General features: G+C 60.6%; 16 protein-coding genes. 12 read left to right on the forward strand and 4 right to left on the reverse strand.

Annotation, left to right across the window (positions count from 1 at the left end; translation table 11 throughout):
• Nucleotides 1–103: 103 nt before the first annotated feature.
• A complete protein-coding gene (locus CAF73_RS26805; protein ID WP_085698113.1) occupies nucleotides 104–1,372 on the forward strand; it encodes a malic enzyme-like NAD(P)-binding protein in 1,269 nt (422 codons plus the stop codon).
• 243 nt (nucleotides 1,373–1,615) lie between these two features.
• Here CAF73_RS26805 and CAF73_RS26810 read toward each other — a convergent pair whose 3' ends face one another.
• Nucleotides 1,616–4,060, reverse strand: coding sequence for a penicillin-binding protein 1A (locus tag CAF73_RS26810; RefSeq protein ID WP_371918985.1), 2,445 nt, complete (start codon nucleotides 4,058–4,060; stop codon nucleotides 1,616–1,618).
• 218 nt (nucleotides 4,061–4,278) lie between these two features.
• Between CAF73_RS26810 and CAF73_RS26815 the strand changes: the two genes are divergently transcribed.
• The 11 genes from CAF73_RS26815 (at nucleotide 4,279) to hemE (ending at nucleotide 20,099) form a co-directional block, all read left to right on the forward strand.
• Nucleotides 4,279–5,343, forward strand: a complete 1,065-nt coding sequence (locus CAF73_RS26815; RefSeq protein ID WP_007952389.1) for a pilus assembly protein PilM — start codon at nucleotides 4,279–4,281, stop codon at nucleotides 5,341–5,343.
• Nucleotides 5,343–5,909: a PilN domain-containing protein gene (locus CAF73_RS26820; protein WP_085698115.1), complete on the forward strand. Its 567-nt coding sequence runs from the start codon at nucleotides 5,343–5,345 to the stop codon at nucleotides 5,907–5,909. The genes CAF73_RS26815 and CAF73_RS26820 overlap by 1 nt, the downstream gene beginning before the upstream one ends.
• Complete coding sequence (pilO, locus tag CAF73_RS26825) at nucleotides 5,906–6,529, forward strand: type 4a pilus biogenesis protein PilO (protein ID WP_085698116.1); 624 nt, start codon at nucleotides 5,906–5,908, stop codon at nucleotides 6,527–6,529. Before CAF73_RS26820 ends, pilO begins: the two co-directional genes overlap by 4 nt.
• Complete coding sequence (locus tag CAF73_RS26830; RefSeq protein WP_085704938.1) at nucleotides 6,526–7,050, forward strand: pilus assembly protein PilP; 525 nt, start codon at nucleotides 6,526–6,528, stop codon at nucleotides 7,048–7,050. Before pilO ends, CAF73_RS26830 begins: the two co-directional genes overlap by 4 nt.
• A gap of 14 nt (nucleotides 7,051–7,064) precedes the next feature.
• Complete coding sequence (pilQ, locus tag CAF73_RS26835) at nucleotides 7,065–9,143, forward strand: type IV pilus secretin PilQ (protein ID WP_085704939.1); 2,079 nt, start codon at nucleotides 7,065–7,067, stop codon at nucleotides 9,141–9,143.
• 4 nt (nucleotides 9,144–9,147) lie between these two features.
• Entirely contained in the window at nucleotides 9,148–9,666 is a 519-nt protein-coding gene (aroK, locus tag CAF73_RS26840) for a shikimate kinase AroK (RefSeq protein WP_011332081.1), read from the forward strand.
• A gap of 152 nt (nucleotides 9,667–9,818) precedes the next feature.
• Complete coding sequence (aroB, locus tag CAF73_RS26845; RefSeq protein ID WP_085704941.1) at nucleotides 9,819–10,919, forward strand: 3-dehydroquinate synthase; 1,101 nt, start codon at nucleotides 9,819–9,821, stop codon at nucleotides 10,917–10,919.
• 10 nt (nucleotides 10,920–10,929) lie between these two features.
• The gene (locus CAF73_RS26850; protein ID WP_085698120.1) at nucleotides 10,930–12,531 is read left to right on the forward strand and encodes an AAA family ATPase; all 1,602 of its coding nucleotides are present in this window, start codon (nucleotides 10,930–10,932) and stop codon (nucleotides 12,529–12,531) included.
• 349 nt (nucleotides 12,532–12,880) lie between these two features.
• Nucleotides 12,881–17,326, forward strand: coding sequence for a glutamate synthase large subunit (gene gltB / locus CAF73_RS26860; RefSeq protein WP_085704943.1), 4,446 nt, complete (start codon nucleotides 12,881–12,883; stop codon nucleotides 17,324–17,326).
• Between the two features lie 33 nt (nucleotides 17,327–17,359).
• Nucleotides 17,360–18,778, forward strand: coding sequence for an FAD-dependent oxidoreductase (locus tag CAF73_RS26865; protein ID WP_007909438.1), 1,419 nt, complete (start codon nucleotides 17,360–17,362; stop codon nucleotides 18,776–18,778).
• 253 nt (nucleotides 18,779–19,031) lie between these two features.
• On the forward strand, nucleotides 19,032–20,099 hold the full coding sequence (gene hemE, locus CAF73_RS26870; protein ID WP_085704945.1) for a uroporphyrinogen decarboxylase: 1,068 nt from the start codon (nucleotides 19,032–19,034) through the stop codon (nucleotides 20,097–20,099).
• Between the two features lie 71 nt (nucleotides 20,100–20,170).
• On the opposite strand, the gene CAF73_RS26875 is transcribed toward hemE, so the two are convergent.
• From CAF73_RS26875 to CAF73_RS26885, 3 genes are all read right to left on the reverse strand, one after another.
• Nucleotides 20,171–20,815, reverse strand: a complete 645-nt coding sequence (locus CAF73_RS26875; RefSeq protein WP_085704947.1) for a retron system putative HNH endonuclease — start codon at nucleotides 20,813–20,815, stop codon at nucleotides 20,171–20,173.
• A complete protein-coding gene (locus tag CAF73_RS26880; protein WP_085701106.1) occupies nucleotides 20,812–22,080 on the reverse strand; it encodes an AAA family ATPase in 1,269 nt (422 codons plus the stop codon). Before CAF73_RS26880 ends, CAF73_RS26875 begins: the two co-directional genes overlap by 4 nt.
• A gap of 77 nt (nucleotides 22,081–22,157) precedes the next feature.
• A complete protein-coding gene (locus tag CAF73_RS26885) occupies nucleotides 22,158–23,435 on the reverse strand; it encodes an MFS transporter (RefSeq protein ID WP_085704949.1) in 1,278 nt (425 codons plus the stop codon).
• Between the last annotated feature and the right edge of the window lie 44 nt (nucleotides 23,436–23,479).

The raw sequence follows: 23,479 nt of genomic DNA on the forward strand, positions 1-23,479 counted from the left end.
GCAGGGCGCTTGACAGGGGTGACCGGGCAGTCTTGTGGGGACTTTGCGAGGCGCGTATCCTCGCTGACCAGTCTGTCCAACAGTAAAAAAGCGGAATGCCAAAATGTCTGATCTGAAAACTGCCGCTCTCGAATATCATGCCAATCCTCGTCCAGGGAAGCTGAGTGTCGAGCTCACCAAGGCCACTGCTACCGCCCGCGACCTGTCGCTGGCCTACAGCCCCGGCGTAGCTGAACCAGTGCGCGAGATCGCCCGCGATCCTGAACTGGCCTACAAGTACACCGGCAAGGGCAACCTGGTTGCAGTCATTTCCGATGGCACCGCGATTCTGGGTCTGGGTAACCTCGGCCCACTGGCTTCCAAGCCAGTCATGGAAGGTAAAGGCGTGCTGTTCAAGCGCTTCGCCGGCATCGACGTCTTCGACATCGAAGTCGACTCCGAAAGCCCGCAAGCCTTCATCGACACCGTAAAACGCATTTCCATCACTTTCGGCGGCATCAACCTGGAAGACATCAAGGCACCCGAGTGCTTTGAGATCGAACGCGCTCTGATCGAGCAGTGCGACATTCCGGTATTCCACGATGACCAGCACGGCACCGCGATCGTGACCGCTGCGGGCATGATCAACGCTCTGGAAATCGCTGGCAAAACCCTGGCCGACGCCAAGATCGTCTGCCTGGGCGCAGGCGCTGCCGCCATCTCCTGCATGAAATTGCTGGTGAGCATGGGCGCCAAGGTCGAGAACATCTTCATGGTTGACCGTACCGGCGTGATCCACGCTGGCCGTGACGACCTGAACCAGTACAAGGCCGTGTTCGCTCATCCTACCGAGAAGCGCACCCTGGACGACGCCATCGAAGGCGCTGACGTATTCGTCGGCCTGTCGGGCCCGAACCTGCTGAGCGCCGAGCAACTCAAGCGCATGGCGGCCAACCCGATCGTCTTCGCTTGCTCCAACCCTGATCCGGAAATCTCCCCGGAACTGGCTCACGCCACCCGTAACGACGTGATCATGGCCACCGGCCGTTCGGACTACCCGAACCAGGTCAACAACGTACTGGGCTTCCCGTTCATCTTCCGTGGTGCTCTGGACGTTCGCGCCAAGCGCATCAACGAAGAAATGAAGATCGCTGCCGCCAACGCCCTGAAGGACCTGGCCAAGCTGCCGGTGCCGAAGGAAGTCTGCGCCGCCTACGGCGTTGATGCGCTGGAGTTCGGCCGTGAGTACATCATTCCGAAGCCGATGGACGCACGCCTGATCACCGTCGTCTCCGACGCCGTGGCCAAGGCCGCGATCGAGACCGGTGTGGCGACCCTGCCGTATCCGAAGAACTACCCGCTGAAAAGCGTGGATGACGTGTTCAACGGCTAAGTCGTTGTAGCGCATCAACCGAAAGCCCCGGCTCGTGAGAGTCGGGGTTTTTTTGTGCCTGTCGATTTTGGGGTGATCTTAAGGGCCTCTTCGCGGGCAAGCCCGCTCCCACAGAGTTTTGTGGTTACTGCGGGAGCGGGCTTGTCCGCGAAGAGGAGGGCCCGGACCACACAAAATGAACAGGCAATAAAAAGCCCCGCACTTCAATTGAAGGCGGGGCTTTTTAGCGGTTCAGGATCAGGATCAGAACAGATCGATCGGCGCCTGCTCATCCGCCGGCAGCGGGCTGCCCGGCACGGTGCCATTGCCGATCTCGTTGACCGACGGCGGCGTGTCCTCGGCCTTGAACAGCTCGAAGTACGCACCCGGTGTGCTCGGCGAGGCTGCACGGCCGCTGACCGGATCCACCCGCAGGCTGAGGATGCCTTCCGGCTCTGGCTGGACGTGCGGCGGCTTGTCCTTCAGCGCGGCGCTCATGTAGTTCATCCAGATCGGCAGTGCCACGGTGCCGCCGAACTCCCGGCGACCGAGGCTTTCCGGCTGGTCGAAACCAGTCCACACGGTGGTCACGTAATCGGCGTTGTAACCGGAGAACCACGCATCCTTGGATTCGTTGGTGGTACCGGTTTTGCCCGCGATGTCGCTGCGGCCCATGGCCAGTGCACGACGGCCGGTGCCGAGCTTGATCACGTCCTGCAGCATGCTGTTGAGGATGTAGGTGGTACGGCCATCGACGATGCGCTCGGCGACTGCCGGTGCCTGCGGCACAGCGGCGCTGCCCGGCGCTTCACCCGGAACCGGTGCTGCGTCGACGGTGATCGATTGGGTCGCCGGTGCCGCAATGCCGTCGGTGGCCGCGCCGCCCTGCGGTACGGTCGGCGGGTTGGCGACGAAAAGCGTCTCGCCGTTGCGGCTTTCGATCTTGTCGATGATGTACGGAGTGATCTTGTAACCGCCGTTGGCGAAGGTGCTCCAGCCGGTGGCGATTTCCATCGGCGTCAGGGTCGCGGTGCCCAGTGCCAGCGAAAGGTTTGGCGGCAGGTCCTGCTTGTTGAAGCCGAAGCGGGTGATGTAGTCGATGGTCTTGCCTACGCCCATCGCCTGCAGCAGGCGGATCGAAACCAGGTTGCGCGACTTATAGAGCGCTTCACGCAAACGGATCGGGCCGAGGAACGTGTTGGTGTCGTTCTTCGGACGCCAGACCTTGTCCAGGTATTCGTCGACGAACACGATCGGCGCATCGTTGACCAGGCTGGCGGCGGTGTAGCCGTTATCCAGCGCGGCGCTGTAGACGAACGGCTTGAAGCTCGAGCCCGGCTGACGCTTGGCCTGCATCGCGCGGTTGTAGTTGCTCTGCTCGAAGGCGAAACCGCCGACCAGCGAACGGATCGCGCCGTTCTGCGGATCCAGCGACACCAGCGCGCCTTGTGCCTGGGGGATCTGGCTGAACTTAAGCGAATTGTTCGGCTGGCGTTGCACGCGAATCAGATCGCCGACCTGCGCCACATCCGACGGCTGACGCGGGTTGGCGCCCATGCTGTTGGTATTGAGGAACGGACGGGCCCATTTCATGGTGTCCCACGCTACGTGCTCTTCGCCGGTGCGGGTCAGTACCTGCAGGCCGTTCTTGTCGACCTGGGTGACGATGGCCGGCTCAAGGCTGCTGATGGTGCGTTGCTTGGTCAGTTCGGTGGCCCAGGCTTCACGGGTCTTGCCCGGCAGGCGCGATTCGGGGCCACGGTAGCCGTGACGCTGATCGTAGGTCATCAGGCCTTCGTGCAGCGCGGTGTTGGCCATTTCCTGGAGGTTGCTCGGCACCGTGGTGGTGACGCGGAAACCTTCGGTGTACGCGTCGCTGCCGTAGCGGCCGACCATTTCCGCACGGGCCATTTCGGCGATATACGGCGCGTTCACTTCCGGGGTCGGCACGTGATAGCTGGCGTTCAGTGGCTCGTTGACCGCGGCGGTGTAGTCGGCTTCGGTGATCTTGCCGAGCTTGTACATGCGGCCAAGGATCCAGTCGCGACGCTCCTTGCTGCGCGCCGGGTTGGCCAGCGGGTTGAAGCGCGACGGGGCTTTCGGCAGACCGGCGATCATCGCCATCTGCGCCAGGCTGACATCGCGGATCGACTTGCCGTAATACACCTGCGCCGCCGCCTCGATGCCGTAGGCGCGGTTGCCCAGATAGATCTTGTTCACGTACAGCTCGAGGATCTCGTCCTTGGTCAGCTGTCGTTCGATCTGCAGCGCCAGGAGGATTTCAGTGGTCTTGCGCGAAAAGCTGCGTTCGCTGGTCAGGAAGAAGTTCTTCGCCACCTGCATGGTGATGGTGCTGCCGCCGGACTGGATGTGCCCGCTTTTGACCAGTTGGGTCGCGGCGCGCATCAGGCTGCTCGGATCGACGCCGTAGTGATTGGCGAAGTTGTCGTCTTCAGCACTTAGTAACGCATTGATGAAATTGGGGGGAATGTCGGCGAAACGGATCGGTGTACGGCGCATTTCGCCAAATTCTGCGATCAACTTGTTGTCGCTGCTGTAGACCCGGAGCGGAATCTGCAACTGAATGCTTCTCAGCGCCTCCACAGATGGCAAACCCGGACTAAGGTAAAGAAACGCGCCGCTGAGACCTAAAAGCAGTCCGCAGAAAACGGCGACGATGGACCAACCGAAAAATTTCAGCAGACGAATCAAGGCTTTTGGACATCCACGGCAAAGAATGAATTGGGCGACAGGGTTCCGGTTAACACAGAACGACCCGCGCCGGCAGTAAAAAGCGGAAAAAAACGCTGGGCATTATAAGCACTTTTCCGCTGAGGGCGTCATTTGCGCTTCTGTCAAGACGGGGCGAGGGAACGCAATGCGCATTACAGAGTCCGTAACTCACGGATAGTCATAGGGAATTGGTAGTGCTAGGACTCTTCAATAAAAAGGCCAATACGTTACTGGGGATCGACATCAGTTCCACATCGGTGAAGCTGCTGGAGCTGAGTCGTCAGGGGGAGCGCTACCGGGTCGAGGCGTATGCGGTGGAGCCGTTGCCGGCGAGTGCCGTGGTCGAAAAGAACATCGCCGAGCTCGAGGGCGTCGGCCAGGCCCTGTCCCGGGTCCTGGTCAAGGCACGCACCGGGCTGAAAACCGTGGCAGTGGCGGTGGCCGGTTCGGCGGTGATCACCAAGGTCATCGAGATGGACGCCGGGCTGTCCGACGACGAACTGGAAAACCAGCTCAAAATCGAGGCCGATCAATACATTCCCTATCCGCTGGACGAGGTTGCCATCGACTTCGAAGTCCAGGGCGTCTCGCCGCGCAACCCCGAGCGGGTCAACGTGCTGCTGGCCGCCTGTCGCAAGGAAAACGTCGAAGTCCGCGAAGCGGCGCTCGCACTGGCCGGGCTGACTGCGCGGGTGGTGGATGTCGAAGCCTATGCGCTGGAACGTTCGTTCGGCCTGCTGGCCACGCAACTGGCCGCGTCCCAGGACCGGCTGACGGTGGCCGTGGTCGACATCGGCGCCACCATGACCACCCTCAGCGTCCTGCACAATGGCCGGATCATCTACACCCGCGAACAATTGTTCGGTGGTCGACAACTGACCGAGGAAATCCAGCGCCGTTATGGTCTGACCCTTGAGCAGGCGGGGCTCGCCAAGAAGCAGGGTGGGCTGCCGGACGACTACGTCAGCGAGGTGCTGCAACCGTTTCGCGAGGCGCTGGTGCAGCAGGTGTCGCGCTCCCTGCAGTTCTTTTTCGCCTCCGGCCAGTACAACGCCGTCGACCACATACTGTTGGCCGGCGGCACGGCGTCGGTGCCCGGGCTCGACCGGCTGATCGAAGAGCGCCTGAACACCCCGACCCAGGTTGCCAACCCGTTTTCCGACATGGCCTTGAGCAGCAAAGTCAACGCCGGGGCGCTGGCAAGCGATGCGCCGGCCCTGATGATCGCCTGCGGGCTCGCGCTCAGGAGTTTCGACTGATGGCGCGGATCAACCTTTTACCCTGGCGCGAAGAGCGCCGCGAAGAACGGCGCAAACGCTTCCTGCTGGTCTTGATCGGTGTGGTGGTCGGTTCGGTGGGGGCAGTGCTCATTGCCGATCAGATCATCAGCGCCGCCATCGCCCGGCAGGTGGCGCGCAATGACTACATTGGCAAGCAGATCGAAGTAATCGACGAGCGGATCAAGCAAATCAGCGAGCTCAAGGCCCGTCGCCAGCAACTGGTGGAGCGCATGCGCATCATCCAGGACTTGCAGGGCAACCGGCAGATCAGCGGGCGGATCTTCGATCAGCTGGCGCGCACCTTGCCTGACGGGGTGTATTTCACCGATGTGAAAATGGTCGGCAAGACCCTGTCGATCAGCGGTGCAGCGGAGTCCAACAATCGCGTATCCGACCTGATGCGCAACCTCGACGCGTCCGATTGGTTCGACGCGCCCAACCTCAATGAAGTGAAAGCCACCACCGCCGGCCAAGTGGATCAGGCCAATGTCTTTCAACTGACCGTTCGCCAGACTCGACCCAGGCTCGAGGAGGGCGAGCAATGAAGCCGTCCGAGTGGCTGCAAAGCCTGCGCAATGTCGATTTCAACGACCTGGACACCAGCAACATCGGCTCCTGGCCGCCAGTGGTCAAAACTCTGGCCGGCGGGCTGTTGATGGTGCTGGTCCTGGCGCTTGGCTATAACTTTTACATCAGTGACCTGGAGAACCAGCTCGAGCTCAAGCGTGAGGAGGAGACGACTCTCAAGGAGCAGTTCGCGAGCAAGGCGCGCATGGCGGCTAATCTGGAGCTGTACACCCAACAGATGAAAGAGATGGAAAACTCGTTCGGCGTACTGTTGCGGCAACTGCCCAGTGACACCGAAGTGCCGGGGTTGCTGGAAGACATCACCCGCACCGGGCTGGGCAGCGGTCTTGAGTTCGAGGAGATCAAGCTGCTGCCGGAGGTCACCCAGCAGTTCTACATCGAGCTGCCCATCCAGATCACCGTGACCGGTGCCTATCACGACCTCGCGACTTTCGTCAGCGGCGTGGCCGGTTTGCCACGGATCGTCACCCTGCACGATTTCGAGCTGGCGCCGGCCAATCCCGAAGGCGGACCGAAGTTGCGCATGAGCATCCTCGCCAAGACCTACCGCTATAACGACAAGGGGCTGCAGAAATGAGCCCGATCCGTTTTATCGCCTTGTCGGCATTGGTATTGATGCTCGGTGGTTGTGGCGGCGATGACTTCAGCGACCTCGACGCTTATATGAATGAAGTGCGTCTGCGCCCGCCGGGCAAGATCGAGCCGACCCCGACCTTCCGCTCCTTCCCTACGTTCACCTATAGCGCTGCCAACCTGCGCAGTCCGTTTTCGCGCCAGTTGCGGGTCGACCTGGCCGGGCAGAAACATGGCTCGCGCGACGTAAAACCCGATCCCCACCGGGTCAAGCAATACCTCGAAGGCTTCAACATCGAGCAATTCGAAATGGTCGGCACGATTGCCAACGCCTCAGGTTCCTTCGCCCTGCTGCGTGGGGCGGGTGGCGTCCACAGGCTCAAGGTCGGCGATTATCTGGGCCGCAACGACGGGCGCATCGTCGCCATCAGTGCTTCACAAGTCGATGTGGTGGAAATCGTTCCGGATGGCCAGGGTGCCTGGCTTGAGCGGCCGCGCACCATTCCTTTGAAAGAGCATTCATAAGTGGAAGTCGAACAATGAACAGGATTTTCTCCACCCTCGGTTTTTCGCTATGGATAGCGCTGCTTTCGCCGATGGTACAGGCAGCCAATCTGAAGGCGCTGGACGTCGCGGCACTGCCGGGCGACCGGGTCGAGCTGAAGCTGTCGTTCGACGGCCCGCCCCCGCAACCTAAAGGCTACACCACCGATTCGCCGGCAAGGATCGCCCTCGATCTGCCGGGGGTGGCCAGTCAGCTGACGAGCAAGACTCGCGACCTGGGCAGCGGCAATGCCCGCACGGCCACGGTAGTGGAGGCCAATAACCGGACGCGGCTGATCATCAGCCTGACGCAACTGGCACCTTACGACACCCGGGTCGAAGGCAATACGGTGTTCGTGGTGGTCGGGCAAGGCAGCAAAGTCGCTGCCCCGCGTACGGCGGCGCGTTCACCGCGCGCAGCACCTGTGGCCGCGCCAGGCCGCACGTTTACGCCGACTGCCAGAGCCATTCGCGGCGTGGATTTCCAGCGTGGCACGGCGGGCGAGGGCAATGTGGTCATCGATTTGTCCGACCCTGCCATCGCTCCGGACATCCAGGAGCACGACGGCAAGATCATGCTCAATTTCGCCCGTACCCAATTGCCCGAACCGCTGCGGGTACGCCTCGACGTCAAGGATTTCGCCACCCCGGTGCAGTTCGTCAATGCCGGTGTCAGCGGTGATCGGGCGACGATCACCGTCGAACCCAGCGGTACGTTCGAGTATTCCACTTACCAGACCGACAACAAGCTGACCGTCAGCATCCGCCCATTGACCATCGATGACCTGCAAAAACGCAACGCCGGCCGCAACAGCTACAGCGGCGAAAAGCTCTCGCTCAACTTTCAGGACATCGATGTGCGTTCGGTGCTGCAACTGATCGCCGATTTCACCAACCTCAATCTGGTGGCCAGCGATACGGTGCAGGGCGGCATTACCTTGCGCCTGCAGAACGTGCCGTGGGATCAGGCGCTGGATCTGGTGCTCAAGACCAAAGGCCTGGACAAGCGCAAGGTCGGCAACGTGTTGCTGGTGGCGCCCGCAGATGAGATTGCAGCGCGGGAACGGCAGGAACTGGAGTCGCAGAAACAGATCGCTGAGCTGGCGCCGTTGCGCCGCGAGCTGCTGCAAGTGAACTACGCCAAGGCTGCGGACATCGCCAAGTTGTTCCAGTCGGTCACCAGCGCCGAGGCCAAGGTAGACGAACGGGGTTCGATCACCGTCGATGAGCGGACCAACAACATCATTGCCTACCAGACCCAGGATCGCCTCGACGAGCTGCGGCGGATCGTGGCGCAACTGGATATTCCGGTGCGTCAGGTGATGATCGAGGCGCGGATCGTCGAGGCCAACGTCGACTACGACAAGAGCCTGGGCGTGCGCTGGGGCGGCTCGATCCAGAACAAGGGCAACTGGAACACTTCCGGGGTCAGCAACGGCTCTTCGACCACCATTGGCACGCCGGGCAGCACCAGCACCAACTCGCCGTTCGTCGACATGGGTACAGTCAACAACACGTCCGGGATCGGCATCGCATTCATCACCGACAACGTCTTGCTGGACCTTGAGCTGACCGCGATGGAGAAAACCGGCAACGGCGAAATCGTCTCGCAGCCCAAGGTGGTCACCTCCGACAAGGAAACCGCGAAAATCCTCAAGGGCACCGAGATTCCGTATCAGGAAGCCAGCTCCAGCGGCGCTACGTCGGTGTCCTTCAAGGAAGCGTCGCTGTCGCTGGAAGTGACGCCGCAGATCACTCCGGACAACCGCATCATCATGGAGGTGAAGGTCACCAAGGACGAACCGGATTACCTGAACAAAGTGCAGGATGTTCCGCCGATCAAGAAGAACGAGGTCAATGCCAAGGTGCTGGTGAACGACGGCGAGACCATCGTGATCGGGGGCGTTTTCTCAAATACTCAAAGCAAGGTCGTAGATAAGGTGCCATTTCTTGGCGATGTGCCGTATCTTGGCCGCCTTTTCCGGCGTGATGTGGTTTCGGAGAAAAAATCCGAGCTGCTGGTATTTCTCACTCCGCGTATCATGAATAACCAGGCGATTGCTGTGAGTCGTTGATTCTGTGCGAAATTTGATTCTTGTAGGACCGATGGGGGCTGGAAAAAGCACCATCGGCCGATTACTGGCCAAAGAGCTGCGCCTGCCGTTCAAGGATTCCGACAAGGAAATTGAACTGCGCACGGGCGCCAATATCCCGTGGATCTTCGACAAGGAAGGCGAGCCCGGCTTTCGTGATCGTGAGCAGGCGATGATCGCCGAGTTGTGCGCGTTCGACGGCGTGGTGCTGGCGACCGGCGGCGGCGCGGTGATGCGCGATGCCAACCGCAAGGCCCTGCACGAGGGCGGGCGGGTGGTCTACCTGCACGCATCTGTCGAACAGCAGGTCGGCCGCACCTCTCGCGATCGCAACCGGCCGTTGCTGCGCACCGCCAATCCGGAGAAAACCTTGCGCGATCTGCTGGCGATCCGGGATCCGCTCTATCGGGAAATCGCCGATCTGGTGGTGGAAACCGACGAGCGGCCACCGCGCATGGTCGTGCTCGATATTCTCGACCGCCTGGCGCAGCTTCCGCCCCGTTAAAGCATCGCTCGAAATGCGCTATCCTCGGCGTCCTGTCACAGCCCGCCGAGGTTGTGGCGGATGGCGTGCGAGCGGCGTCATACCCGCTACAGGCCGCAGACAACCAATAATTCAGGGCAGGACGCCTGCTTCCATCTTCACTGTGGGGACACATGCAGACACTCAAGGTCGACCTAGGCGAGCGCAGCTACCCGATTCATATTGGCGAAGGATTACTGGACCAGCCTGAATTGCTGGCCCCGCATATCCACGGGCGGCAAGTGGCAATCATCTCCAACGAGACCGTTGCGCCGCTCTATCTCGAGCGTCTGACCCGCAGCCTGGCGCAGTTCTCAGTGATTTCCGTGGTGCTGCCCGACGGCGAAGCCTTCAAGAACTGGGAAACCCTGCAACTGATCTTCGACGGCCTGCTGACCGCCCGTCATGACCGCCGCACCACGGTAATCGCCCTCGGCGGCGGCGTAATCGGCGACATGGCCGGTTTCGCGGCCGCCTGCTACCAGCGTGGCGTCGATTTCATCCAGATTCCTACCACGCTGCTGTCCCAGGTCGATTCGTCGGTGGGCGGCAAGACCGGGATCAACCATCCGCTGGGCAAGAACATGGTCGGCGCGTTCTATCAGCCGAACGTGGTGCTGATCGATACTGCGTCCCTGAAAACCCTGCCCGCGCGCGAGCTGTCGGCCGGCCTGGCGGAAGTCATCAAGTACGGTCTGATCTGCGACGAGCCATTCCTGACCTGGCTCGAAGACAACGTTGACGCCCTGCGCGCGCTGGATCAAACGGCCCTGACCTATGCTATCGAACGCTCCTGCGCCGCCAAGGCTGCGGTGGTCGGTGCGGACGAGAAGGAAACCGGCGTGCGGGCCACCCTCAATCTCGGCCACACCTTTGGCCACGCCATCGAAACCCACATGGGCTATGGTGTCTGGTTGCATGGCGAAGCGGTCGCCGCTGGCACCGTGATGGCACTGGACATGTCCGCGCGCCTCGGCTGGATCAGCGAGCAGGAGCGTGATCGCGGCATCCGCCTGTTCCAGCGTGCCGGTCTGCCGGTGATCCCGCCGGAAGAGATGACCGAAGCCGATTTTCTTGAACACATGGCAATTGACAAAAAAGTGATCGACGGTCGCTTGCGCCTGGTGCTGCTGCGCCGGATGGGCGAAGCGGTGGTGACCGACGATTATCCGAAAGAGGTTCTACAGGCCACGCTGGGAGCGGATTACCGCGCTCTGGCTCAGCTTAAAGGTTAATAAGATTCCGATGACTAGTTTGCATGCCGACGAGGCGTTCCTCGGCCATTTCCAGTTAAGTCACGACCCTTTCGCGCCGCGGGTTCCGGGCTTCAAATTCTTCCCGGCCCAGCGCAAGCCGGTGCTGGGGCAGCTGCATCATCTGGCGCGTTACAGCCAGTTGCTGCTGGTGGTTACCGGCCCGCAGGGCAGCGGCAAGACCCTGCTGCGTCAGGCGCTGGTCGCCAGCACCAACAAGCAATCGGTGCAGAGCGTTGTCGTTTCCGCCCGTGGCGCAGGCGATGCAGCCGGTGTGCTGCGTCAGATCGCCCAGGCGCTGGACGTGGCGCAGGCCGAGGTCGGGGCGATCCTCGATCAGGTCGTACAGTTGGCGCTGACAGGGCAGGAAGTCTATCTGCTGGTTGACGATGCCGAGCAGCTCGACGAGTCCGCGCTTGAGGCCCTGATGGCGCTGGGCGCCGGCGCTCCGGAAGGCCGCCCGCATGTGTTCCTGTTCGGTGAGTCGTCGCTGATCGCCCAGCTCGAGGCTTTGCACCTTGAGGAAGAGCGCTTCCACGTCATCGAATTGCAGCCGTACACCGAAGAAGAAACCCGCGAGTATCTCGACCAGCGGCTGGAAGGCGCGGGCCGGGGTGTCGAACTTTTCACCGCGGATCAGATCTCTGATATTCACGAAAGCTCCGAGGGTTGGCCGGGCAACATCAACCAGGTCGCTCGCGATGCTCTGATCGAAGTCATGATTGCCAGCCGCTCCGCGGTCAAGCGTCCAAGTATGGGGTTCAACATGCCGAAGAAACACGTATTGGCGATTTCCGCCGTCGTTGTGGTCGCGGTCGCTGCCGCCTGGCTGATGCCGGGTCGCAACAAGGCGCCGACCACCGGTGCGCCGGCCAACGAGCAGGCGCAACTGCCATTGGGCCAGGGCACGCCGCAGGCGGGTGGCGCGCCGTCCGTCGAATTCAACGGCAATACCCAGCCGATGCCGCTGCCGCTGGTCGGCAACTCGCAACCGGTGATGCGCGGTCCGTTGGCTGAAGCGGCTGGCGGCATTACCGAAGGCGACGACGGTGTGCCGGTCGAAGGTTCCAGCAACACGCCACCGACCGTGACCACCACTGCGCCACCGGCGGGCGTTCCGGCCGGTCCTGCGCCGACCCCGGTTCCGGTTCCGGCAGCCAAACCGACCCCGGCGCCAACCCAGGTCGCTACCGCCAAGCCTGCGCCAGCTCCTGCCGCTCCAGCGGCCAAACCGGCTCCTGCGCCTGCCAAGCCTGTTGCCGCCGCCAAACCTGCCGAGAAGCCGGTCACCGTCGCCAAGGCAGCCGGTGGCAGCTGGTACGCCGGTCAGCCGACCAGCAACTACGTGGTGCAGATCCTCGGCACCAGCTCCGAAGCGACCGCGCAAAACTTCGTCAAGGAGCAGGGCGGTGAGTACCGTTACTTCAAGAAAGTCCTCAACGGCAAGCCTCTGTACGTGATCACCTACGGCAACTTCGCCAATCGTGATGCAGCCGTTTCTGCCATCAAGGCCTTGCCAGCGAAGGTTCAGGCTGGTAAACCTTGGCCTCGCACTGTCGCCAGCGTCCAACAGGAACTGGCAACAACTCGCTGAAGATTCGGCGGCCTTACCCAGGCCGCCTCTCCAAGCACCTCAAAATTTCTACAAGTGCGCGCTTCCTTTCAGGTCGCGTGCCTTGTGGTGTCTGCGTCACAGTAGTCTTTGAGTCGTTGCGGTCAAAATTAAAAAAGTTTTGACTAGCACAGCAGATCGCTTTAAACCTTTCACAAATGCGACATGAATTTGCGACATTTCGTCGTCAAATTTGTGAGCCTCTGTGTCGCTGTGTACAATGACCACCCTTTTGCCCCCGCAAAGCCGGCGTACGTTCGGCGCGGCAAGCAAGTGGTTGAATTGAAAAGAAATTTGCCTCGACAAGAGGCAGCCTGGTGAGAAAGTGTCTATGAAAGCAGGTCTGTACCAACCAGATGAATTCAAGGATAACTGCGGTTTCGGCCTGATAGCCCATATGCAGGGCGAACCCAGTCATACCCTTTTGCAAACGGCCATCGAGGCCCTGACCTGCATGACCCACCGCGGTGGGATTAATGCCGACGGCAAGACCGGTGACGGTTGCGGTCTGCTGATTCAAAAGCCCGACGTATTCCTGCGTGCCATTGCCCAGGAAACCTTCAGCGTCGAGCTGCCCAAGCAATATGCCGTGGGCATGGTTTTCTTCAATCAGGATCCGGCCAAGGCCGAAGCCGCTCGCGAGAACATGAACCGCGAGATCCTGGCCGAAGGCCTGCAACTGATCGGCTGGCGCAAAGTGCCGATCGACACCAGCGTCCTCGGCCGCCTGGCCCTTGAGCGCCTGCCGCAGATCGAGCAGGTGTACATCGGTGGCGAAGGCCTGAGCGATCAGGACATGGCGGTCAAGCTGTTCAGTGCCCGTCGTCGTTCTTCCGTGGCCAACGCTGCCGATACCGACCACTACATCTGCAGCTTTTCCCACAAGACCATCATTTATAAAGGCCTGATGATGCCGGCCGACCTGGCCGCGTTCTATCCGGACCTGGGTGACCAGCGCCTGCAAACCGCAATCTGCGTGTTCCACCAGCGCTTCTCCACCAACACCCTGCCGAAATGGCCGCTGGCCCAGCCATTCCGCTTCCTCGCCCACAACGGCGAGATCAACACCATCACCGGCAACCGCAACTGGGCCCAGGCCCGCCGCACCAAGTTCACCAACGATCTGATGGATCTGGAAGAACTCGGCCCGCTGGTCAACCGTGTCGGTTCCGACTCCTCGAGCATGGACAACATGCTCGAACTGATGGTCACCGGCGGCATCGACCTGTTCCGTGGCGTGCGGATGATCATTCCGCCAGCGTGGCAGAACGTCGAAACCATGGACCCGGACCTGCGTGCGTTCTACGAGTACAACTCGATGCACATGGAGCCGTGGGACGGCCCGGCCGGCGTGGTAATGACCGACGGTCGCTACGCGGTGTGCCTGCTCGACCGTAACGGTCTGCGCCCGGCGCGCTGGGTCACCACCACCAACGGTTTCATCACTCTCGCGTCGGAAATCGGCGTGTGGGACTACAAGCCTGAAGACGTGATTGCCAAAGGCCGTGTCGGCCCGGGCCAGATCTTCGCCGTGGACATCGAAACCGGGCAGATCCTCGACACCGACGCGATCGACAACCGTCTGAAATCCCGTCATCCATACAAGCAATGGCTGCGCAAGAATGCCCTGCGCATTCAGGCGACCATGGAAGACAACGATCACGGTTCGGCTTTCTACGACGTCGATCAACTCAAGCAATACATGAAGATGTATCAGGTCACGTTCGAAGAACGCGATCAGGTACTGCGTCCGCTTGGCGAACAAGGCTATGAAGCCGTTGGTTCGATGGGCGACGACACGCCGATGGCCGTGCTGTCCCAGCGCGTGCGCACGCCGTACGACTATTTCCGCCAGCAGTTTGCGCAGGTGACCAACCCGCCGATCGACCCGCTGCGTGAAGCGATCGTGATGTCGCTGGAAATCTGCCTCGGTGCCGAGCGCAACATCTTCCAGGAATCGCCGGAACACGCCTCGCGCGTGATCCTCAGCTCGCCGGTCATTTCCCCGGCCAAGTGGCGCTCGCTGATGAACCTCGACCGCCCGGGTTTCGAGCGGCAGATCATCGATCTCAACTACGATGAAAGCGTCGGTCTCGAAGCGGCGATCCGCAACGTCGCCGATCAGGCTGAAGAAGCCGTGCGTGCCGGTCGTACCCAGATCGTCCTGAGCGACCGCCATATCGCGCCGGGTAAACTGCCGATCCACGCCTCGCTGGCCACCGGCGCGGTGCACCATCGCCTGACCGAAAAAGGCCTGCGCTGCGACTCCAATATCCTGGTTGAAACCGCCACTGCACGCGATCCGCACCACTTCGCCGTACTGATCGGTTTCGGCGCCTCGGCGGTCTATCCGTTCCTGGCGTACGAAGTGCTGGGCGACCTGATCCGGACCGGTGAAGTGCTGGGCGACCTCTACGAGGTGTTCAAGAACTACCGTAAGGGCATCACCAAGGGTCTGTTGAAGATCCTGTCGAAGATGGGCATCTCGACCATCGCGTCGTATCGCGGTGCTCAGCTGTTCGAAGCCATCGGCCTGTCCGAGGAAGTCTGCGAGCTGAGCTTCCGTGGCGTGCCGAGCCGTATCAAGGGTGCGCGTTTCGTCGACATCGAAGCCGAGCAGAAAGCTCTGGCCACCGAAGCCTGGAGTCCACGCAAGCCGATCCAGCAGGGCGGTCTGCTGAAGTTCGTCCACGGTGGCGAATACCACGCCTACAACCCGGACGTGGTCAACACCCTGCAAGCCGCCGTGCAACAGGGCGACTACGCCAAATTCAAGGAATACACCTCGCTGGTGGACAACCGCCCGGTGTCGATGATCCGCGACCTGTTCAAGGTCAAGACCCTCGACAAACCACTGGACATCAGCGAAGTCGAGCCGCTGGAATCGGTGCTCAAGCGCTTCGACTCCGCCGGCATCTCGCTGGGCGCCCTGTCGCCGGAAGCTCACGAAGCCCTGGCCGAAGCCATGAACCGCCTCGGTGCGCGTTCCAACTCCGGCGAAGGCGGCGAAGACCCGGCGCGCTACGGCACCATCAAGAGCTCGAAAATCAAACAGGTCGCGACCGGCCGTTTCGGGGTGACCCCGGAATACCTGGTCAACGCCGAAGTGCTGCAGATCAAGGTTGCCCAGGGCGCCAAGCCGGGTGAAGGCGGTCAACTGCCGGGCGGTAAAGTGAACGGGCTGATCGCCAAGCTGCGTTACGCAGTGCCGGGCGTGACCCTGATTTCGCCACCGCCGCACCACGACATCTATTCGATCGAAGACTTGTCGCAGCTGATCTTTGACCTGAAACAGGTCAACCCGAATGCACTGGTCTCGGTGAAACTGGTGGCTGAAGCGGGCGTCGGCACCATCGCCGCCGGTGTGGCCAAGGCCTATGCGGACTTGATCACCATCTCCGGCTACGACGGCGGCACCGGTGCCTCGCCGCTGACTTCGATCAAATACGCCGGTGCGCCGTGGGAACTCGGCCTTGCCGAAACCCACCAGACCCTGCGCGGGAACGACCTGCGCGGCAAGGTCCGGGTGCAGACCGACGGCGGCCTGAAAACCGGTCTCGACGTGATCAAGGCAGCGATTCTCGGCGCCGAGAGCTTTGGCTTCGGCACCGCGCCGATGATCGCTCTGGGCTGCAAATACCTGCGTATCTGCCACCTGAACAACTGCGCCACCGGTGTCGCCACCCAGAACGAGAAGTTGCGCAAGGATCACTACATCGGCACCGTCGACATGGTGGTGAACTTCTTCACCTACGTCGCCGAAGAAACCCGTGAGTGGCTGGCCAAGCTGGGCGTGCGTTCCCTCGAGGAGCTGATCGGCCGTACCGATCTGCTGGAAGTCCTCGAAGGCCAGACCGCCAAGCAGCATCACCTGGATCTGACCCCGCTGCTGGGCAGCGATCACATCCCGGCGGACAAGCCTCAGTTCTGCGGCGTCGAGCGCAACCCGCCATTCGACCAGGGCCTGCTGGCCGAGAAAATGGTCGAGATGGCGACATCGGCGATCAACGACCTCAGCGGCGCCGAGTTCGATCTGGACATCTGCAACTGCGACCGTTCGATCGGCGCACGGATCTCCGGCGAAATCGCGCGCAAGCACGGCAATCAGGGCATGGCGAAAGCGCCGATCACCTTCCGCTTCAAGGGCACTGCGGGTCAGAGCTTCGGCGTGTGGAACGCCGGCGGTCTGAACATGTACCTGGAAGGCGACGCCAACGACTACGTCGGCAAAGGCATGACCGGTGGCAAGCTGACCATCGTGCCGCCGAAAGGCAGCGTCTATAAGACTCAGGAAAGCGCCATCATCGGCAACACCTGCCTGTACGGCGCCACCGGCGGCAAGCTATTCGCCGCCGGCACCGCAGGCGAGCGTTTCGCCGTGCGCAACTCCGGTGCCCACACGGTTGTGGAAGGCACCGGCGATCACTGCTGCGAGTACATGACCGGTGGTTTTGTCTGCGTTCTGGGCAAGACCGGTTACAACTTCGGCTCTGGCATGACCGGTGGTTTCGCCTACGTGCTCGACCAGGACAACACCTTCGTTGACCGGGTCAACCACGAACTGGTGGAAATCCAGCGGATCAGCGGCGAGGCGATGGAAGCCTATCGCAGCCACCTGCAGAACGTGCTGAACGAGTACGTCGCGGAAACCGACAGCGAGTGGGGTCGTGAACTCGCCGAGAACCTCGATGACTACTTGCGTCGTTTCTGGCTGGTCAAGCCGAAGGCTGCCAACCTGAAGTCGTTGCTTTCCAGCACCCGTGCCAACCCGCAGTGATATGCGCCTGAAGAGTTTGATGAGGTTTTAACAATGGCTGAACGTCTGAATAACGACTTCCAGTTCATCGATGTCGGGCGCAAGGATCCGAAGAAGAAACTGTTGCGTCAACGCAAGAAAGAATTCGTGGAAATCTACGAACCGTTCAAACCCCAGCAGTCGGCCGATCAGGCCCACCGCTGCCTGGGTTGCGGCAACCCGTATTGCGAATGGAAGTGCCCGGTGCACAACTTCATTCCGAACTGGTTGAAACTGGTAGCCGAGGGCAACATCCTCCAGGCCGCCGAGCTGTCGCACCAGACCAACACCCTGCCGGAAGTCTGCGGCCGGGTGTGCCCGCAGGATCGTCTGTGCGAGGGTGCGTGCACCCTTAACGACGGCTTCGGTGCGGTGACCATCGGTTCGGTCGAGAAGTACATCACCGACACCGCGTTCGCCATGGGCTGGCGCCCGGACATGTCCAAGGTCAAACCGACCGGCAAGCGTGTCGCGATCATCGGCGCGGGCCCGGCGGGCCTCGGTTGTGCCGACGTGCTGGTGCGCGGCGGCGTGACTCCGGTGGTGTTCGACAAGAACCCGGAAATCGGCGGTCTGCTGACCTTCGGCATCCCCGAGTTCAAGCTCGAGAAGACCGTGCTGAGCAATCGCCGCGAAGTCTTCACCGGCATGGGCATCGAATTCCGCCTCAACACCGAGGTCGGCAAGGACGTGACCATGGAGCAGCTGCTCGCCGAATACGATGCCGTGTTCATGGGCATGGGTACCTACACCTACATGAAGGGCGGTTTTGCCGGTGAAGATCTGCCAGGCGTGTATGACGCGCTGGACTTCCTGATCGCCAACGTCAACCGCAACCTGGGCTTTGAAAAGTCGCCGGAAGATTTCGTCGACATGAAAGGCAAGAAGGTCGTGGTGCTGGGCGGCGGCGACACGGCGATGGACTGCAACCGCACGTCGATCCGCCAGGGCGCCAAGTCGGTGACCTGCGCCTATCGTCGTGACGAAGCGAACATGCCCGGCTCGCGAAAAGAGGTGAAGAACGCCAAGGAAGAAGGCGTGAAATTCCTCTACAACCGCCAGCCGATCGCCATCGTTGGCGAGGACAAGGTCGAAGGCGTGAAAGTGGTCGAGACCCGTCTCGGCGAACCGGACGCCCGTGGCCGTCGCAGCCCCGAGCCGATTCCGGGCTCCGAAGAGATCATCCCGGCCGACGCCGTGGTCATCGCTTTCGGTTTCCGCCCGAGCCCGGCGCCATGGTTCGAGCAGTTCGAGATCCAGACCGACAGCCAGGGTCGCGTCGTTGCGCCCGAGCAAGGTCAGTACAAGCACCAGACCAGCAACCCGAAAATCTTCGCCGGTGGCGACATGGTGCGCGGGTCCGACCTGGTGGTGACGGCTATCTTCGAAGGCCGCAATGCGGCGGAAGGGATCCTGGATTACCTGGGCGTCTAAACCCGGATCCTGAAACAAAAGCAATAACTCTGTGGGAGCGAGCTTGCTCGCGAAAGCGGCCTGTCAGTCAACTTCAATGTTGGATGTACAGGCCTATTCGCGAGCAAGCTCGCTCCCACAGTTGTTTCTCGCTGTTGCTGATGCCCCGTATTTGTTGCGACAAATTGACCCGATAGACAAAAGGCTGACCTGCATCCGTGCCTTTTGCGTCGCGCTCTGAGAAAATGCCCGCACTTTTTTTCCGGATGCCGACATGACTGCCCTGAAGAACGACCGTTTCCTCCGCGCCCTGCTCAAGCAACCCGTAGACATCACCCCTGTGTGGATGATGCGCCAGGCCGGCCGCTACCTGCCGGAATACCGCGCCAGCCGCGCCCAGGCCGGTGATTTCATGAGCCTGTGCATGAATCCGGAATTCGCCTGCGAAGTCACGCTGCAACCCCTCGACCGCTATCCGCAACTGGACGCGGCGATCCTGTTCTCCGACATCCTCACCATTCCCGATGCCATGGGCCAGGGCCTGTACTTCGAGACCGGTGAAGGTCCGCGCTTCAAGAAAGTCGTCAGCACCCTGGCCGACATCGAAGCCCTGCCGATCCCGGATCCACACAAAGACCTCGGCTACGTGATGGACGCGGTCAGCACCATCCGCCGCGAACTGAACGGTCGCGTGCCGCTGATCGGTTTCTCCGGCAGCCCGTGGACCCTCGCCACCTACATGGTCGAAGGCGGCTCGTCGAAAGACTTCCGCAAGACCAAGGCGATGCTCTACGACAACCCGCAAGCCATGCACCTGCTGCTGGACAAGCTGGCGCAGTCGGTGACTGGGTACCTCAACGGCCAGATCCAGGCCGGTGCGCAAGCGGTGCAGATTTTCGACACCTGGGGCGGCAACCTGTCGGCGGCGGCGTATCAGGAATTCTCCCTGGCCTACATGAAGAAAATCGTCAGCGGCCTGATCCGCGAGCACGACGGTCGCAAAGTGCCGGTGATCCTCTTCACCAAGAACGGCGGCCTGTGGCTGGAAAGCATCGCCGACGCTGGCGCCGATGCGCTGGGTCTGGACTGGACCTGCGACATCGGCAACGCCCGCGCCCTTGTTGGTGACAAGGTTGCGCTGCAAGGCAACATGGACCCGACCGTGCTCTATGCCAAACCTGAAGCGATCCGCACTGAAGTCGGGCGCATCCTCGCCAGCTACGGCAAGGGCAGCGGCCACGTGTTCAACCTCGGCCACGGCATCACGCCGGAAGTTGATCCTGAGCATGCGGGTGCGTTCTTGCGTGCCGTACATGAGTTGTCGGCGCAGTATCACCAGTGATCGGCGCTCAGCTCTAATGGTAGAAAACAAAAACGCCCGGCTTATGCCGGGCGTTTTTGTTTGCGATGGGTTTAGCGTCCAAGGAGCTGTTCGGCGTAGCGGGCGATGATGTGGTCGAAGGTTTTTTGATCGGGAATCGCGGTATTTCGGATCGCCGTCACCAACCGCTCAAGTTCTTCCTCGCTGACTTGCATGACAAACTCATCATCGAAGAGGCGGCGGATTGTGTCCTGCCGTCGATTTTTGAGGTAGGCGATGTCTAGCGCCAATACCTCGATCATCTTTGTGGCGGGAAGGTCGTCAGAATCTTTTGGCTGGATTTCGCCGGTTCGCAGATATCGGAAGCGCTGTTCACAGTTCTCGTCGGTGGGAGAAATATGTTGGTTTTCGTCGAACCAGTTGCCCTTCTTATGGCCGCAGTGCAACGGATTGCCGGGCTTGGTTTCTCGCAGGCAGGAGGCATGAAGGTTGTGAAACTCCAACGCCAACTCTTCGAAATGCTCTTGAGGTCTGAAGTGCTCGATATGGCTGGTCGAGGCATCTATTTCCTGGCCGCAATAACAGCAGAAGAAGCCTTGCTCCTTAAGCAGGGCATTATGCAAATCCCGTTTTTGCGGGTTTTGTAGCGTTGGGTAAGTTGGGCTCCACTCGTCGTTCGCCGAGTTTTTCCAATCTGTAAATGAAGCGGGTTCAGTTCCTTTGAGCACTCGCTTCATTTGCCGAGAATCTCCTTGCGCCTGATCAGTGCTTCGGCGCCGGCGAATTCCGGTAGGTCGGGAGCTTTCTTTTTCAGCGCCTCAAGTTGTGATTTTGCCTTTTCGAGGTCGTTGTCTTCCAACGTGGAAAAAAGCTCGGACAGCAGATCTTCGATTTCTGGTTCGCGCTGCGTAACGCCCATTACCTCTTCAAGCACGCTGCTGGAATCCAGACCGTAGGTGACCCGCGGATGAGTCGGATCCCCGTTGTGCAACAGGATTACTTCTTCAGGTTTCAGGCTGCCGATGATTTGTGGGGAGTGGCTTGCGGCGATGAATTGGACTTTGGGAAAAGCCTGTCTCAATGCAGGCACGATGCTGCGTTGCCAGGCCGGGTGAAGGTGGATATCCAGTTCGTCGATGATGACCACGCCTGAGGTGTTTTTCAGGACATCTTTGCCCATGTGGGGGTTGAGGATGCACATGCGGCGGGCGATATCGGCGAACAATGCAATCATCCCGCGTTGACCATCACTTAGATTGCTGAACTTCGAAGTGGCGTTGCCGCCCATTTCAACAATCAAGCTCGCAAGTTCGACGTCGTAATAAAGTCCACTTGAGCCCGGTAACATCACTTGCAAGGCAGAATTTACCAGTGAAAGCTCATCGTAAAACTCAGTTACTGGCTTTGCAGACCGGAAAGCTTTTTGCAGTTGCTCCAATGTCTTTTTAACGAACCAACTTTCAAAGTCTTGCAGATTGGTGGCTGTGTTCGACCAATTCTTATAACCATCAAGTCGCGACAGTTTCAGTGATGCAGCCTGTTCGGTAGACGTGTTGGCGATAGTCCAGCGGCGGTCTGCTCGATAAAAGGCGATCAGCGGAAGGTCAATCTTGCCTGCGAGCGCAGAGGATGAGTTGAGAGCGTTGATGTCCACCACAGGTATAGGAGGAATCGAACCGTGTGAAGGTTGATGTTTTGCCCGAGCCCAGGATGAAGATTGAAACGCTTTGCCGTGGCCCTCTAAAACCAGCGGAAAAACCCTTTCGAATCGGTTTCCATTTTCGTGATGGTTGATGACCGTGCGCACATCTTCATCGTCGGAAAGCGTCATAGGATGGCCGACTGAACCGAAGATATCGTTAAAGCTTTGTGCTACAGCATTCAGCAGCGACGTCTTCCCGCTCCCATTAACCCCCACCACCAGATTGAATCCCGGCTGAAAGTCGAACGTGGCATCTTCGTAGCAACGAAAATTCTTAATGTGGAGACGGTCCAGGCGCATTCTGGCTTCCTTTACCAAAGCAGACGAATGCCGTCAGTGTACCTTGGCCCGCCGTTACTGCTAGGGCGCAGTTGTGGCTAAACCTTTTCGCCACCACCCAAAGGCGGCAACTTCGCCAGCTTCAACGCCACCAACAGCGCCACCAGCAATAGCGCGCCGTTGAACAAACCAATACCGTTCCAGCCGCCAAGGTGCCAGAACACCCCGCCTGCCGTCCCGGCGATACTCGACCCGGCGTAATAGCTGAACAGGTACAGCGACGACGCCTGGCCCTTGGCCTTGAGCGCCCGGCGGCCGATCCAGCTGCTGGCCACCGAGTGGGCGCCGAAGAAGCCGAAGGTGAAAACCAGCATGCCGACGATCACCAGTGGCAGCGGCGTGAACATCGTCAGGGCGAGGCCGGCGAACATCAGGGCAATGATGGCCCACAGCACTTTGCGGCGGCCCAGTTTGTCGGCCAGCGAACCGATTTTCGCCGAGCTGTAGATGCCCGACAGGTACACCACCGACAACAGCCCCACGAACACTTGATCCAGGTGATACGGCTCGGCCAGCAGGCGATAACCGATGTAGTTGAACAGGGTGACGAACGCGCCCATCAGCACGAACGCTTCGAGGAACAGCAGCGGCAGGCCGGCATCGCGAAAGTGCATGGTGAAGCCGTCGAGCAGGCTGCGTGGGTGCAGCGAGCGGGAACGGAAGTTGCGCGACTCCGGCAGGATTTTCCAGAATACCGCCGCCGCGATCAGCGCCAGACCACCGATCACCATCATCGCCGTGTGCCAGCTGACGAAGTCGATCAGCACGCCGGTGATCAGACGCCCGCTCATCCCGCCGATCGCGTTGCCGCCGATGTACAAACCCATTGCCAGACCGATGTGCTGCGGGTGAATTTCCTCGCTCAGGTACGTCATTGCCACCGCCGCCAGACCACTCAACGACAACCCGATCAGCGCACGCATGATCAGCACGCCGTGCCAGCTCGGCATCATCGAACTGGCGACGGTGCACAACGCAGCGGCAAACAGTGCGGCAACCATCACCGGTTTGCGCCCGATCCGATCGGAAATCGGGCCAGTGATCAGCAGACCGAACGCCAGCATGCCGGTGGCCACCGACAGGATCAGGCTGCTCTGCGCCGCGTTGATCGAATATTCGTGGGACAGCAACGGCATCATCGGCTGCACGCAGTACAGCAGGGCGAACGTCGCGAAGCCGCCGCTGAACAGCGCAAGTACCGTGCGCATGAACGCGGGCGTGCCTTTCTCGATGTAGATCTCTTGCAGTTCGGTCAGCACATCGTCCGCCGCAGCGGGCGGAACTTCATGGGCCAGTGGAGCGACGGCGGTTTTCACATCGGACCTCGGAGGGTGCGGGCAGGCAGTGAAAAAATCATATA

Source organism: Pseudomonas sp. B15(2017) (genome assembly GCF_002113215.1).
Classification (GTDB): domain Bacteria; phylum Pseudomonadota; class Gammaproteobacteria; order Pseudomonadales; family Pseudomonadaceae; genus Aquipseudomonas.